The organism is Hydrocarboniphaga sp. (assembly GCF_965279055.1).
Taxonomy (GTDB): Bacteria; Pseudomonadota; Gammaproteobacteria; order Nevskiales; family Nevskiaceae; genus Hydrocarboniphaga.
This window is the reverse complement of sequence record NZ_OZ257125.1, coordinates 2,987,427-3,001,558: the sequence shown is the minus strand read 5'-3', so window position 1 is coordinate 3,001,558 and position 14,132 is coordinate 2,987,427. Positions and strand designations below refer to the sequence as shown.

Below are 14,132 nucleotides of genomic sequence, written 5' to 3'. Positions count from 1 at the left end.
AGCTGAAAACGATTGCAATATGAGTGTCAGCATCAAGGACGTGGCCAGGGCGGCAGGCGTATCGCCGGCGACCGTGTCGCGCGCGCTGGGTCGCGGGCCGGTCAGCGACGAGCTGCGCCAGCAGGTCGCCGCGGCGGTGCGCGCCACCGGTTACAAGCCCAACCTCGCGGCGCGGCGCCTGCGCTCGCAGGACAGCGGCACCATCGGCCTGATCGTCGCCGACATCCGTAATCCGTTCTTCACCGCGGTCAGCCGCGCGGTCGAGGACAGCGCCTATCGCGCCGGCATGCGCGTGATCCTGTGCAATACCGACGAAGACCCCGAGCGCGAGGCGCTGTACCTGGGCCTGATGCAGGAGGAGCGCATCACCGGCCTGGTGTTCGCGCCGACGCGCGCGACCGTTGACCAGCTGCCGCGGCGCTCGATGGATTTTCCGGTGGTGCTGATCGACCGCGCCGGCCCCGCCGGCCTGCACGACGCCGTCGTGCTGGACAATCGCGACGCGATGGAGCAGCTGGTCGGCCATCTGGTCGAGCGCGGCCATCGCGACATCGGCGGCCTGTTCGGCAATGCCAGCAGCACCGGCGCCGAGCGCCGCGAAGGCTATGTCGCGGCGATGCAGCGGCATGGCCTGCAGCCGCAGTTTCGCGCGGTCGCGCCGAGCGCCGAGGCAGCGCAGAAAGAAGTCGCCGCCTGGCTGACGCAAGCCGACCGGCCGCGCGCGATCGTCGTCAGCAACAGCCTGCTGCTGATCGGCGTGATCAAGGCCGCGCGGGCCCTGGGCCTGCAGATTCCGCGGGACCTGGCCGTCGCCGGCTTCGACAACGAAAGCTGGACCGAGCTGGTCGAGCCCGGCATGACGGTGATCGAACAGCCGGTCGAAGACATCGGCCGCACCGCGATGTCGCTGCTGTTCGAGCGCCTGCAGACGCCGGCGCTGCCGGTGCGTAAGGTCGTGCTCAGCGGTCGTTGTATCGTTCGCGGCTCGACCGCAGCGGCCTCATGAGCAAACCGGCTATCGGTCGCGACACGCGGCTGTGCATGTCGCTGTCGGCGCGGCCCGGCAACTTCGGCTCGCGCTTCCACAATCATCTGTACGAGTCGCTCGGACTGGACTATGTCTACAAGGCGTTCAGCACGAAGGACCTCGCGGCCGCGATCGGCGGCATTCGCGCGCTGAACATCCGCGGCTGCGCGATCTCGATGCCGTTCAAGGAAGCCTGCATTGCGCTGATCGACGAGCTGACGCCGTCGGCGAGCGCGATCGAATCGGTCAACACCATCGTCAACGACGACGGCCATCTGCGCGGCTACAACACCGACTACATCGCGATCGCGAAACTGATAGCGAGCCACGCGATTTCGCCGCAAAGCCGCTTCGCATTGCGCGGCAGCGGTGGCATGGCGAAGGCGGTGGCGGCCGCGTTCCGCGACGCCGGTTTCGAGCACGGCGTGATCGTCGCGCGCAACGAGCCGGCGGGCCGCAGCCTCGCCGCGGTCTGCGGCTATCGCTGGCAGCCGCAGCTCGGCGATCTGAGACCGCTGCTGCTGGTCAACGTCACGCCGGTCGGCATGGCCGGCGGCGCCGAAAGCGCGGACCTGGCGTTCGCCGAAGAGGCGATCGACGCCGCCGAGATCGCGTTCGACGTCGTCGCCATTCCGTCCGAAACACCGCTGATTCGCGCGGCCCGCGCACGCGGCAAGCGCGTGATCACCGGCCACGACGTCATCGTGCTGCAGGCGCTAGAACAGTTCGTGCTTTACACCGGCATGCGGCCGAGCGAGGCACAGGTTCGGGCCGCAGCGGCCTTCGCCGGCGGCTAGCGCGGCGCGGGGCCGGCGCCGCGATGTGTAAAGAAAGCGACACGAAGCGCCGTCCGGGTTAAGCTCGGTTCAGGTAGCCGGCCTTACGGAATGAGCCGGCCGATGACACGACAGGGACTCGAGGAGACGAGCGATGTCGGCAATCTTTCATGCCTTCATGAGCGGGCTGACGCTGCTGGTGCTCGGCGCGCAGCTGATTTCGCTGGAACACCCGGTCGTCGGCGCAATCGGCCTGTTCTGCGGCCTTGAACTGGCCGCTTTCGCCGTCTTCGCGCTGTGGATGGATCGGGGCCCAGCGGCGCCGCAGCCACCGCCGAGCCCGCCCTGATCCGCCCGGCCCCCAGGCTTTGCGCGCCCGCCGCGGCGCCTTACACTCCCGCTCCCCTTGGCTCAATAGCCGATCGCGAAAGGAAACGGATGCTCGCTGCAGCAGGTTTGGGCGTTGTGCTGACCGCTTACGGCTGTTTCTTGCTCTGCCTGTCCGGGTACGACCCGGTTGGTTGGATCGCCCTGTATTTCGGCGTGATGATCCTGCTCTGCGCCGGCGTGTTCGGCCTCAAGATCCGCAAGCAGGACTAGGCCTGTAAGTGAAAAAAATGCCCGGCTGATGCCGGGCATTTTTGTATCCGGCTCAATCCGCGTCACGAAAGCCTGAAGGTTTCCGCAAGTGCCTACTGAACAGGCTCCTTCAGGCAGCGTCGTTCAAATGGGACTCGGGTTCCCACTAACTCTCACCGCTCCGAAGGCTCCAGCTGTTTGGTATCTTCGAGTTCTTTCATCGCAACTTGTGGCGTCACTTCTTCGAAGTGGTATTCGCCATCGCCCGTGAAGACGACGGTTCCATTGATCGGGATTGCAGTGAGCGACTTAAAGCCTTCCGTGTATCGAAAGTAACGTACGCTTCCTGTCGACATCGTGAATCGGGCTGATGCCATCACCTTGCCGGTATTGGCGTCTCCGAATGTGGAGAAGTCAGTCGATGTGATCGTGTGCGGCCCTGGTGTCGTCGGCAGGGCGATATAGCCCCCGAGCTTCAGGCGAGCAACTTGTCGATCATCGATGTTGAGGAAGCGGGCCTGCGACGACAGAATGCCGATCATTCCATCTGGCCTATACACGTAGACCGTGGCATAGCCGCGAGCGGGGCTTGCCTCCGGCTTGAACGCCGGCCCTGACGCTCCGCCGCACGCAGCAAGGGTCAAGACGCTAAAGAGCGCCGCCAAACGAATGGTTTTCAAGGTGTCCCCATGTCAGAGCGTTTATGGCCCCTATCCCCTAGAGGCTCGCCCGTTGCATGTTGCCATCAGAGGCGGTTGGGGCGGTAGCTGCAGGTTCCCGCTTCGAGTCAGGTTTGGCGCGCTGCGACGGAAGATTTTGCCGGTGCGGCATGATCGGCGGCGGCGCTTGACCGCCGTTCTCGCGGCGCTTTTACACTCGCGCGCCCTATCCCCACCGATTCCGTGGCTTCGCGCCTTGATTTAGCATGCTGTCTCCGAGGCCTTGCAGCCCGCGTAGGCTCGGTTTCACAGGTAAAGATATGACTCGTGACACGTCGCGCGATGACAGCCTGCAGAGCCTTCTGCGAGGCGTCGAGGAATTCAGCCAGAAAGTCTTTCCCGAGAGCCGCCAGCTGTTCAGCAAGCTCTCCGATAGTCAGGCCCCGCATACCTTGTTCATCACCTGCGCGGACTCTCGCGTGGTTCCCGAGATGATCACCCAGACCCAGCCGGGTGAACTCTTCGTCTGCCGCAACATCGGCAACATCGTGCCCGGTTACGGCGAAATGCTCGGTGGTGTTTCCGCTGTCGTGGAGTACGCCGTGATGGTGCTCCGCGTCCGCAACGTCGTGGTCTGTGGGCACACCGACTGTGGCGCCATGAAAGGCCTGCTCAACCCCAACTCCACGAAAGATCTGCCGACCGTCGAGGCCTGGCTGCGGAACGCCCAGGCTGCCAAGAGCGCGATGTTTACCCGGAATCTCGAAGGCAACGAAGCGGTCGTGGCACTGGTCGAAGAGAACATTCGCCTGCAGCTGATGCATCTGCGCACGCATCCAGCCGTAGCCGCCGCACTCGCCAACAAGGCGTTGAACCTGCAAGGCTGGATTTACGGCATCGGCGACGGACAGGTGATGGTCCTTGATGAACAGCTCAACCGCTTTGTTCCGCTGACCGAAGCGATCCAGCGCGATCAGGGCAATTGATCCAGCCTGGTCACGCTCATCTCAGACACGTCCTGCCTTACGTCGGACGGTCGTTGGCCGCCGCTGTGCTTGCTCGCCGAGCTGCAATCGTCTACTCGATCCGTCCCGCAAAGCGTTGGAGAATAAGTTCAGGGGCAGCCTTTTCTCGGACCTGACCGCACAAACAAAAATGCCCAGCGCTAGGCTGGGCATCGTTGTATCTAAACCGAATTAGATGGCTCCCTGGGACGGGCTCGAACCGCCGACCCAGTGATTAACAGTCACTTGCTCTACCGACTGAGCTACCAGGGAACGGGCCGCGGATTCTAAGGAGTTCCGGCGTGGGTCGCAACGCTTTTCTTCGATCGCAGGATCAAAGGCGGCATTGCCGCGATGTCAAGCGCGATTTCGGCTAATTTTCGACCGCAATCAAGACCATCCGATCAGCGCCAGCTTGCCGATCGTGCGCCCGGTCTCAAGCTGCATGTGCGCCTCGCGCAGCTTGGCGGCGTTGATCGGCGCCAGCCGGTCGGTCAGGGTCGGCTTCAGCGTGCCCTGGTCGATCCAGTCGGCGACCCGGTTGAGCAGGTGGTGGATCTCGATCATGTCGGCGGTTTTGAACACGCCGCGCACGAACATGTGCTCCCAGGCGTGCGTCAGGTTCTTGGTCTTGTAGGGGGCCTGGTTCAGCGGGCCGCTGTTCTCGACGATGCTGCAGACCTTGCCGCGCGGCTTCAGCACCTCGGCGATGACGTCCCAGTAGCGGTCGGTGTTGTTGAGGTTGAGCACGTAGTCGACCTCGGCGTGGCCGAGGGCGGACAGCTGCTCCGGCAGCGGCTGGCCGTGATCGATGCTCAGCTCCAGGCCCAGCGACGCGGTCCATTCGCGCGTCTCGGCGCGGCCGACGGTGCCGATCACGGTCAGCCCGGCGAGCCGGGCCAGCTGCAGCGCGATCGAGCCGACGCCGCCGGCGGCGCCGATGATCAGCAGGCTCTTGCCGCGGTCGGCGCCGTCGACGCTGATGCCGAGGCGCTCGAACATCGCCTCGTAGGCGGTGATCGTGGTCAGCGGCAGTGCGGCGGCCTGCGCGTAGTCCAGCGTGCGCGGCTTGCGTCCGACCAGGCGCTCGTCGACCAGCTGGAACTGCGCGTTGCTGCCGGGCCGGCCGATTTCGCCGGCGTAATAGACCGCGTCGCCGGGCTTGAACAGCGTGACGTCGGCTCCGACCGTCTCGACGACGCCGGCCGCGTCCCAGCCCAGCACTTTCGGCGCCGGCTCGACCTTGTCCTTGGGCGAGCGCACCTTGGTATCGACCGGATTGACGCTGATCGCCTCGACGCGAACCAGCAGGTCGCGGCCCGAGGCCTCCGGCTTGGGCAACTCGACATCCACCAGCGATTCCGGGTTGGTGATGGGCAGGTAGCGGGTAAGGGCGATGGCTTTCATCTGGTTTCTCCGGAAAGGCGAAGTTAGTGAAGGATCATGCTGAGAAGTTGGTCGTAGACGACGGGCAGCTGGGTATGGCCCTCGCTACCGAGAAAATGGCCACCGTGGGCGACGCTGAGCAGCGGCGCTTTCAGGCTGCGGCTCAACGCCGCGGTCTGGCGGTAGGGCACGATGCCGTCGTCGCGGGAGGCGATCGCGACGCGCCTCGGCGCGATGCTGATCAGCTTGCGATAGTCCAGCGGCTGCGCTGTGAATTCATCGAGTTGCGGCAACAAGCTCAGTGAATCTGCGAAGCCCGAGACCAGCACGAAGCCGCCGATGCGGGTCTGCGTGGGCAGGCCGCCGAGATAGCGCAGCAAGCTGATGCAGCCGAGGCTGTGGGCGACGAAGTAATGGTTCGCGTCGGGCTGGCGGATATTGGCCTGCAGGTAGCCGAGCCAGGCATCGGCCCGGGCATGGGCCGAGTCCGGCAGCGACAGCACATCGACCTCGGCGCCTTCGGCTTCGAGCTTCGCCTTCAGCCACGGAAACCAGTGGTCCTGAGGCGATGCCATGTAGCCGTGGACGATCGTGACCTGTTTGCCGCGCAGGCTGCTGCCGGCTTCGGCGGCGAGGCCGGTGGTGCTCGCGATCAGGCCGAGGCTGGCCAGCAGCAGCGCGATGGGCTTGGGTAATTTCATGTGTGGCAGTCTATATTCGGAAGCCATGCCGAATAATGCGGCTGATGTTGCCAGGACTTGTTAATAATTTTTGAAGATGGCGCTGACCAACCTGCCTCTGACCGAGCTGGAAATCTTCGTCCGCGCTGCCGACAGCGGCAGCCTGTCCGAGGCCGGCCGCATGCTCGGCCTGGCGCCGGCCGCAGCCAGCGCCGCGCTGAAGCGGCTGGAAACGCGGCTGGCCGCGCGGCTGATGGTGCGCTCCACGCGCAGCCTGCGGCTGACCCCGGAAGGCGAGCGCTACTACGCCTACTGCCGCCAGGCGCTGGACGCGCTGGCCGAAGGCGCGCGGGCGGTGCAGGTGCAGCGCGAGGAACTCAGCGGAGCGCTGCACGTGGCGGCGCCATCGGACATCGGCCGCAATGCGCTGCGCCGCTGGCTCGATGAATTCCAGCTGCTGCATCCGCGGCTCACGGTGTCACTGCTGCTGTCCGACGACGTCGCCGACATTTTTCGCGAGCCGATCGACGTGGCACTGCGTTACGGCGAGCTGAAAAACTCGTCGCTGGTTGCGCGGCGGCTGCTGGACCAGCACGCCGTGCTTTGCGCGAGCCCGGCTTACGTCGCCGAACACGGCGCACCGCAGCGGCCCGAGGATCTGGCGCGGCACAACTGTCTGTGCTTTCACCTCGACGGCCTGCCGCACCGGCTGTGGCGATTCGCGCGCGGAGAGGAGTCGCTGGAGATCACGGTCAGCGGCGACCGCAATGCCAATGATGGCGAAGTCGTGAGGCTGTGGGCGATACAAGGGCTGGGGCTGGCCTACAAGTCGCGCATCGATATTGCCGACGATCTGGCGAGCGGGCGGTTGCTGGCGCTGCTCGGGGACTGGCAGACGGTGTCGGTGCCGCTGAACCTGGTGTATCCGCACCGGCGGCATTTGTCGCCGAATGTGCGGGCCTTGAGCGAGTTTCTGGAGGTGAGGATTCGCGGCGGCTGAATGCGGTCGCGGACAGGGTCCGCTCCTACGATCCGTTGAATCTGTAGGAGCGGACCCTGTCCGCGACCGACGCCATCACCGCGCTCTACTTCTCGACGAACGCCCGCTCGATCACGTAGTCGCCGGGCTGGCCGATATGCGGCGAGATGTGCAGGCCGTGGGCGTCGAGCAGTGCGCTGCTGTCCTTGAGCATGCTCGGGCTGCCGCAGATCATCGCGCGGTCCACGGCCGGGTCGAAGCGCGGCAGGCCGATGTCGCTGAACAGCTTGCCGCTGTTGATCAGGTCGGTCAGCCGTCCGGTGTTCTGGAACTCCTCGCGCGTCACCGTCGGGTAATAGATCAGCTTTTCCTTGACCTGTTCGCCGAGGAATTCGTGCTCGCGTAGCCCCTGCTTGAAGAACTCGGCATAGGCCAGCTCGTTGACGTAGCGCACGCCGTGGATCAGCACGATCTTCTCGAAGCGCTCGTAGGTTTCCGGGTCTTTCACCAAGCTCAGGAACGGCGCCAGGCCGGTACCGGTGCTGAGCATGTACAGATGCTTGCCGGGCTTCAGATCGTGCAGCACCAGCGTGCCGGTGGGCTTGCGCGACACCAGCAGCTCGTCGCCGACTTTCAGATGCTGCAGTCGCGAAGTCAGCGGGCCGTTCTGCACCTTGATGCTGAAGAACTCGAGGTTCTCTTCGTAGTTGGCGCTGGCGATCGAGTAGGCGCGCATCAGCGGCTTGCCGTTGACCTCCAGGCCGATCATCACGAAGTGGCCGTTCTCGAAGCGCAGCGCCGGGTCGCGCGTCGCGGTGAAGCTGAACAGCGTGTCGTTCCAGTGCCTCACGCTGAGAATCTTTTCTTTGCCGATGGCCGCCATTGCTGTTGTGCCTTGATCGAAGGGGTTTCGGGGGCTGTCCCCTGGAAACCCATTGTGGAACACCTGGCGCCGCCGCGTGTCGCCAATATGGACTACGCGGCGGGCTGGGTTGCCGGTGTTACCTGCGAATTAAAACTGCTTTAACCGACCGCCATCGCGCGGATGCGCTCGACCGCGCCCTTGAGCACCTTCTCGCTGGTGGCAAAGGACAGGCGCACATGGCCGGGCGTACCGAAAGCCGAACCCGGCACCAGTGCGACCAGCGCCTTCTGCAGCATCAGGTCGGACAGCTCCAGGTCGTCCTTGACGCCGAGCTTGGCGATCAGGCCGTCGACGTTCGGGAACACGTAGAAGGTGCCGTCACCGGGCGCGCAGCTGATGCCGGGCACGCTGTTGAGATCGGCGACCAGCGCGTCGTGGCGGCTCTTGAACGCCTTGACCATCTCGGTGACGCAGCCCTGATCGCCGCTCAGTGCCGCCTCGGCCGCGACCTGCGCGATCGAGTTCGGGTTGGAGGTCGACTGCGACTGGATGTCGTTCATCGCGGTGATCAGCTTGGCCGGGCCGCAGGCCCAGCCGATGCGCCAGCCGGTCATCGAATAGGTCTTGCTGACCGCGTGGATGATCACGGTGCGGTCGTACAGATCCGGGCAGGCGTTGATGATGTTGCTGTAGGGCTCGCCGGTCCACAGGATCTTTTCGTACATGTCGTCCGAGCAGATCAGCACCTGCGGGTGCCGGCGCAGCACCTCGCCGAGCGCGGCCAGCTCGGCCTTGGAATAGGCCATGCCGGAGGGGTTGGACGGCGAGTTCAGCCAGATCATCTTGGTGCGCGGCGTGATCGCCCGCTCCAGCTGCTCCGGCGTGATCTTGAAGCGCGCCGCCTGCGTGGTTTCGATGATGATCGGCGTGGCGTCGGCGAGCAGCACCATGTCGGGGTAGCTGACCCAGTACGGCGCCGGCACGATCACTTCGTCGGTCGCGTTCAGGTAGGCCTGGCACAGGTTGTAGCAGGCCTGCTTGCCGCCGGTGGACACCAGGATCTGGTTGGCCTTGTAGTCCAGGCCGTTGTCGCGCTTCATCTTGGCGATGATCGCGGCTTTCAGGCTGGGGATGCCGCCAACCGGCGTGTACTTGGTGAAGCCCCGCGCCAGCGCGCCACGCGCGGCCTCCTTGATGTGCTCGGGCGTGTCGAAGTCCGGCTCGCCCGCGCCGAGCGACAGCACGTCGAGGCCCTGGGCCTTGAGTTCGCCGGCCTTGGCGGTGACGGCGAGGGTAGGTGAGGGCTTGATACGGCCCACGCGCTGGGACAGGGCAAATTCCACGGCGATTCCTGGTGTTGACGGAGGGGGTGAATTCGGGCGCGCGATGATACTGGAATACCGGGTAAACGCCCAGATAATCCTGCATTCTCCGTTCGTCCCGAGTAGGCCCGAAGGGCCGTATCGAGGGACCGGATCGCGCTCGAAGTCCGATCCGATCCCTCGATACGCCGCGTTGCGGCTACTCGGGACGAACGCAGGGCGGTTGAGGCCGTTCCCTGCTGACAGATTTCGAACCGACCCGCCGCAGCGCTGGTCTAGACTGGAACCATGAAAGAAGCCCCCCGCGACGAACTCAAGGACCGCCGGCTCAAGCATCGCCGCGAGGAGCTGTTCCACCTCGCCGCGGACTGGGCACCGGCGGGCGATCAGCCCACCGCGATCAAGACCATGGTCGAAAACCTGAACGCCGGCGTCGCCCACCAGACCCTGCTCGGCGTCACCGGTTCGGGCAAGACCTTCAGCATCGCCAACGTGGTGTCGCAGGTGCAGCGGCCCTGCCTGGTGATGGCGCCGAACAAGACGCTGGCGGCGCAGCTCTACGGCGAGTTCAAGGAGTTCTTCCCGAACAACGCGGTCGAGTACTTCGTCAGCTATTACGACTACTACCAGCCGGAAGCCTACGTTCCGAGCACCGACACCTTCATCGACAAGGACAGCTCGGTCAACGATCACATCGAGCAGATGCGGCTCTCCGCGACCAAGGCGCTGATGGAGCGGCGCGACGCGATCATCGTCTGCTCGGTATCGGCGATCTACGGCCTCGGCGATCCCGAGAGCTACTTCAAGATGGTGCTGCACCTGGTCAAGGGCGACCGCATCGGCCAGCGCGAGCTGATCCGCCAGCTGACCACGATGCAGTACTCGCGCAACGAAATGGCGCTGGACCGCAGCACCTACCGTGTGCGCGGCGACATCATCGACATCCACCCGGCCGAGTCCGACATGGAGGCGGTGCGCGTCGAGCTGTTCGACGACGAGATCGAGTCGATCAGCATCTTCGACCCGCTGACCGGCGAGGTGCGGCAGAAAGTGCCTCGCTACACGATCTATCCGAAGAGCCATTACGTGACGCCGCGCGAGCGCGTCGTGTCGATGTTCGACGTGGTCAAGGACGAGCTGCAGGAACGCCTGAAGTATTTCCAGAGCAACGGCAAGCTGATCGAGGCGCAGCGGCTGGAACAACGCACGAATTTCGATCTGGAGATGATCCAGGAGCTCGGCTACTGCAACGGCATCGAGAACTACTCGCGGTATTTGTCGGGCCGCGGGCCGGGCGAGCCGCCACCTTGCCTGTTCGACTATCTGCCGCCGGACGCGGTCGTCGTCATCGACGAATCGCATGTCACCGTTCCGCAGATCGGCGCGATGTACAAGGGCGACCGTTCGCGCAAGGAGACGCTGGTCGAATACGGCTTCCGCCTGCCGTCGGCGATGGACAACCGGCCGCTGAAATTCGAGGAGTGGGAACGGCTGGTGCCGCAGCTGATCTACGTGTCGGCGACGCCGGGCCCGTACGAGCTGGAGAAGTCCGGCACCTCGATCGCCGAGCAGGTGGTGCGCCCGACCGGCCTGATCGATCCGCCGGTGGAAGTCCGCCCGGCGCGCAGCCAGGTCGACGACGTGCTCGGCGAAATCCGTCTGCGTGTCGAGAAGAGCGAGCGCACGCTGATCACGGTTCTCACCAAGCGCATGGCCGAGGACCTCACCGATTATCTGCACGAAAACGGCGTGAAAGTGCGCTATCTGCACAGCGACGTCGACACCGTCGAGCGTGCCGAAATCATTCGCGACCTGCGCCTGGGCGTGTTCGACGTGCTGGTCGGCATCAACCTGCTGCGTGAAGGTCTCGATCTTCCAGAAGTGTCACTCGTCGCCGTGCTCGACGCCGACAAGGAAGGCTTCCTGCGCAGCGAGCGCTCGCTGATCCAGACCATCGGCCGCGCCGCGCGCAATCTCAACGGCAAGGCGATTCTGTACGCGGACTCGGTCACCGGCTCGATGCGCAAGGCGCTGGACGAAACCGACCGACGCCGTGCCAAGCAGGTTGCGTACAACACCGAGCACGGCATCACGCCCAAGGGTGTGCAGAAGCGCATCGCCGACGTGATGCGCCTCGGCTACGAGGACGGTGTCGCCGACATGAAAGTGCTGCGCGCGGCCGAGGCGAAGAAAGTCTACGAGGCTATCGCCAGCCCCGAGCTGGTCGGCAAGCGCATCAGCAAGCTCGAGAAGGAGATGAAGCTGGCCGCGCAGAACCTGGAGTTCGAAAAGGCCGGACAGCTGCGCGACGAAATCCGCCGCCTGCGCGAGGCGGCGCTGATCAACGCGGCGTGAGTCCTATCGTCGGTCGCGGGCAAGCCCGCTCCTACAAAAGGTTGCTCACTTGTAGGAGCGGGCTTGCCCGCGACTTCAGGCCTCTCAAAGCAGCTGAAACGCCAGAATCGCAACGAAAGTCGGCGCCAGCGCCGCCACGAACAGCCCCAGCGGCGAAATCACCCCGCCATCGAAGCGCTCGCGCAGGATCGAAAATCCGGCCGGATTCGGCGCATTCGCGATCACCGTCAGGCCGCCGCCGGTCACCGCACCGGCGACCAGCGCGTACTTGAACTGATCGTCGATGCCTTCGACCAGTGAGCCCAGGTAGGTCAGCGCTGCGTTGTCGGTGATCGCGGTCAGAGCGGTCGCGCCGTAGTACAGCGCCTGCGGATCGAGCATCGCCAGCAGATCCTGCAGCCACCAGCGCTGCTGCGCGCCGAGCGTCACCAGGCCGGCGAGAAAGAAGCCGACCAGCAGGCCTTCGCGCAGGATCAGCCGGTCCTGGTAGCGCTCGTAGGCATGGGTCACGCCGAGAAAAAACAGGAACAGGCCGCCGAACACCACCGGGTGATGGGCGAACGCGACCACCCCGACCAGGAACAGCAGGTGCACCGCGCTCAGCGCCAGCGGCACGCCGCTGGCGGCGCTGCGCGCCTGCTGCGGCAGCGCCGCCAGTTCTCGGTACAACAGCGCGGTCGCGACCAGCGCGTTGACCAGCGTGGCCAGCGCCGCCTTCCAGCCGAAGGTCTGCAGCATGAAGCTGATGTCCCAGCCCCAGGTGCCGGCGACCATCAGCACCGGTGGGGCAGCGTAGGGCGTCAAGGTGCCGCCGATCGACACGTTGACGAACAGCACGCCCAGCGTCGTGTAACGCAGCCGGTTCGATACCGTTTGCGCCATCACGCTGTCGCGCAGCAGCAGTGCGGCCAGGGTCATCGCCGCCGGTTCGGTGATGAACGAGCCCAGCAGCGGTGTCAGCGCCAGGATCACGAAATACAGCGTCACGTTGTAAGGGCCGGGCAGCAGCCGCGCCAGCGCCTCGATCGCACCGCGCGCCAGCACCAGCACCGGCCGGCTCGCCGCGATCACCATGATCACGAACACGAACATCGCCTCGGTGTAACTCAGGCCTTCGAGATAGCGCACGGCCTCGTGGGTGCCGGTGTGGAAGGCGAGGAACAGCACGAACAGCAGCGCCCAGAAACCGAACACGGTCTCGACCTCGCCCAGCAGATGCCAGACGCCGGCATGCGCGGGGTGGCGCTGCGCCAGCCGCTCGAAACGTGAGGCCACAAAGGTATGGACGATCGCGACCGCGAACAGCGCGGTACCGACCATTTCAGGCAGGCTGGCTTGCATTCCCTGGCAGTCCGCTGGCAGCGGTTTCTATGAGTGTCGCGAAAGTTTATGCGAAGACGGCTTGCCTAAGTTTCGCCGGCCTTGTATCTTTCGCGCCCCTGCAGGGTTCAGCAGGCGCGTAGCTCAGTTGGTTAGAGCACCACCTTGACATGGTGGGGGTCGGAGGTTCGAGTCCTCTCGCGCCTACCAGTTGGTAGGCAATCAAATCAGTTACGGCTGCTTCACGCGTGACCGTCGCCAGGCGGGCACTGCTAACGACGCAGCCTGTTGCACAGAAGCCCGGCTCAGTGCCGGGCTTTTTCGTGGGTGCTACGAAAACCGGCGCTTCCGCGCCGGGAGCGAGAAGCCCCGGGGATTCCCTCATTACCCTGTCGGGCCGATCGGCCATTCTGTCGTTGCAGGGGGTCGCGGCGCGGTGCTGTCGTGATCCCGCTGCCTTTGGGGGCGCCGACTGGGGAGTCGATCGATGGGGAACAGCATCAGTAATGCAGTGCCGTGGGGGGCGCTGCTAGCCGCGGCGGTCTTGTTGGCGGCGAGCCAGGCGTTCGCAGCCACGCGCACCGGCTATGACCCGTTGTCCGGCGACGAGCAATCGCTGGCGCTGAAGCTGGCGCGCGCCGATGCGCGCGTCGCCGGCCCGCTGAGCCAGGCCAAGCGCAGCGAAGTGCTGATGGTGGAGCGTCACCAGGAGGACAAGGCCGCGTTTGCCGCATCGCCGACGCTGCGTCGCGCCGACGTCTACCTCTATCTCTACGACAGCGACCGCCTTTTGCAGGCGGTGGTCAACCTGCCGAAGAACGCGGTGGATTCGGTGTTCACCGCGCAGAAGGTGCAGCTGCCACCGACCGAGAACGAGGGCACGGCTTCGCTGGCCCTGGCGCTCGGCGACAGCAAGCTCGGGCCGCAGATTCGCGACGAATACTACCGCTCCACCGGCCGCAAGCTCAGCGGTGCCGGCGATCTGGTGTCCGATGCGCTGGTGTTCCGCGCCGACGCGCATCCCGGCGCCGCTGCCGGCGCGGCGCGGGACTGCGGGCTGCGCCGCTGCATGCAGCTGCTGCTGACGTCGCGCGACGGCATGCTGGTGAACCTGCTGCCGATCGTCGACCTGTCGCGCGGCGCCGCCGTCGGCATGACCAGCTTCGCTCCGTGAGGGCTC

The 14,132-nt window shown here is 65.2% G+C and carries 14 protein-coding genes and 2 tRNA genes; 9 read left to right on the top strand and 7 right to left on the bottom strand.

Annotated features, from left to right (window positions below):
- The first annotated feature begins 19 nt into the window (after positions 1 to 19).
- The 4 genes from ACQZF9_RS13585 to ACQZF9_RS13570 all read left to right on the top strand — a co-directional run bounded on the left by ACQZF9_RS13585 (position 20) and on the right by ACQZF9_RS13570 (position 2,403).
- Positions 20 to 1,006, top strand: a complete 987-nt coding sequence (locus ACQZF9_RS13585; RefSeq protein WP_428309502.1) for a LacI family DNA-binding transcriptional regulator — start codon at positions 20 to 22, stop codon at positions 1,004 to 1,006.
- Positions 1,003 to 1,824, top strand: a complete 822-nt coding sequence (locus tag ACQZF9_RS13580; protein ID WP_428309501.1) for a shikimate 5-dehydrogenase — start codon at positions 1,003 to 1,005, stop codon at positions 1,822 to 1,824. The genes ACQZF9_RS13585 and ACQZF9_RS13580 overlap by 4 nt, the downstream gene beginning before the upstream one ends.
- A 133-nt stretch (positions 1,825 to 1,957) precedes the next feature.
- A complete protein-coding gene (locus ACQZF9_RS13575; RefSeq protein ID WP_428309500.1) occupies positions 1,958 to 2,152 on the top strand; it encodes a hypothetical protein in 195 nt (64 codons plus the stop codon).
- An 89-nt stretch (positions 2,153 to 2,241) separates the two neighbouring features.
- On the top strand, positions 2,242 to 2,403 hold the full coding sequence (locus ACQZF9_RS13570) for a hypothetical protein (protein ID WP_428309499.1): 162 nt from the start codon (positions 2,242 to 2,244) through the stop codon (positions 2,401 to 2,403).
- A 152-nt stretch (positions 2,404 to 2,555) separates the two neighbouring features.
- Here the strand turns inward: ACQZF9_RS13570 and ACQZF9_RS13565 are convergent, their stop codons facing one another.
- Positions 2,556 to 3,062: a DUF2846 domain-containing protein gene (locus tag ACQZF9_RS13565; RefSeq protein WP_428309498.1), complete on the bottom strand. Its 507-nt coding sequence runs from the start codon at positions 3,060 to 3,062 to the stop codon at positions 2,556 to 2,558.
- Positions 3,063 to 3,361: 299 nt separating this feature from the next.
- Between ACQZF9_RS13565 and ACQZF9_RS13560 the strand changes: the two genes are divergently transcribed.
- Positions 3,362 to 4,027, top strand: a complete 666-nt coding sequence (locus ACQZF9_RS13560) for a carbonic anhydrase (protein ID WP_428309497.1) — start codon at positions 3,362 to 3,364, stop codon at positions 4,025 to 4,027.
- A 215-nt stretch (positions 4,028 to 4,242) separates the two neighbouring features.
- Here ACQZF9_RS13560 and ACQZF9_RS13555 read toward each other — a convergent pair.
- From ACQZF9_RS13555 to ACQZF9_RS13545, 3 genes are all read right to left on the bottom strand, one after another.
- Positions 4,243 to 4,318 (bottom strand) — tRNA-Asn (locus ACQZF9_RS13555).
- Between the two features lie 117 nt (positions 4,319 to 4,435).
- Positions 4,436 to 5,452 carry a zinc-binding alcohol dehydrogenase family protein gene (locus tag ACQZF9_RS13550; RefSeq protein WP_428309496.1) on the bottom strand — a complete coding sequence of 339 codons (1,017 nt, stop codon included), beginning with the start codon at positions 5,450 to 5,452 and terminating at the stop codon, positions 4,436 to 4,438.
- 23 nt (positions 5,453 to 5,475) lie between these two features.
- On the bottom strand, positions 5,476 to 6,132 hold the full coding sequence (locus tag ACQZF9_RS13545) for an RBBP9/YdeN family alpha/beta hydrolase (protein ID WP_428309495.1): 657 nt from the start codon (positions 6,130 to 6,132) through the stop codon (positions 5,476 to 5,478).
- Positions 6,133 to 6,208: 76 nt separating this feature from the next.
- Between ACQZF9_RS13545 and ACQZF9_RS13540 the strand changes: the two genes are divergently transcribed.
- Entirely contained in the window at positions 6,209 to 7,111 is a 903-nt protein-coding gene (locus ACQZF9_RS13540; RefSeq protein ID WP_428309494.1) for a LysR family transcriptional regulator, read from the top strand.
- An 85-nt stretch (positions 7,112 to 7,196) separates the two neighbouring features.
- On the opposite strand, the gene ACQZF9_RS13535 is transcribed toward ACQZF9_RS13540, so the two are convergent.
- Both ACQZF9_RS13535 and ACQZF9_RS13530 read right to left on the bottom strand, forming a co-directional pair.
- On the bottom strand, positions 7,197 to 7,973 hold the full coding sequence (locus ACQZF9_RS13535; RefSeq protein ID WP_428309493.1) for a ferredoxin--NADP reductase: 777 nt from the start codon (positions 7,971 to 7,973) through the stop codon (positions 7,197 to 7,199).
- A 140-nt stretch (positions 7,974 to 8,113) separates the two neighbouring features.
- Positions 8,114 to 9,298: a pyridoxal phosphate-dependent aminotransferase gene (locus tag ACQZF9_RS13530; protein WP_428309492.1), complete on the bottom strand. Its 1,185-nt coding sequence runs from the start codon at positions 9,296 to 9,298 to the stop codon at positions 8,114 to 8,116.
- Positions 9,299 to 9,565: 267 nt separating this feature from the next.
- Between ACQZF9_RS13530 and uvrB the strand changes: the two genes are divergently transcribed.
- Complete coding sequence (gene uvrB / locus ACQZF9_RS13525) at positions 9,566 to 11,632, top strand: excinuclease ABC subunit UvrB (protein ID WP_428309491.1); 2,067 nt, start codon at positions 9,566 to 9,568, stop codon at positions 11,630 to 11,632.
- A gap of 84 nt (positions 11,633 to 11,716) precedes the next feature.
- Here the strand turns inward: uvrB and ACQZF9_RS13520 are convergent, their stop codons facing one another.
- On the bottom strand, positions 11,717 to 12,973 hold the full coding sequence (locus tag ACQZF9_RS13520; RefSeq protein WP_428309490.1) for a putative Na+/H+ antiporter: 1,257 nt from the start codon (positions 12,971 to 12,973) through the stop codon (positions 11,717 to 11,719).
- A 112-nt stretch (positions 12,974 to 13,085) separates the two neighbouring features.
- Between ACQZF9_RS13520 and ACQZF9_RS13515 the strand changes: the two genes are divergently transcribed.
- A tRNA-Val gene (locus ACQZF9_RS13515) sits at positions 13,086 to 13,162 on the top strand.
- 277 nt (positions 13,163 to 13,439) lie between these two features.
- On the top strand, positions 13,440 to 14,126 hold the full coding sequence (locus ACQZF9_RS13510) for a hypothetical protein (protein ID WP_428309489.1): 687 nt from the start codon (positions 13,440 to 13,442) through the stop codon (positions 14,124 to 14,126).
- The last annotated feature ends 6 nt before the right edge of the window (positions 14,127 to 14,132 follow it).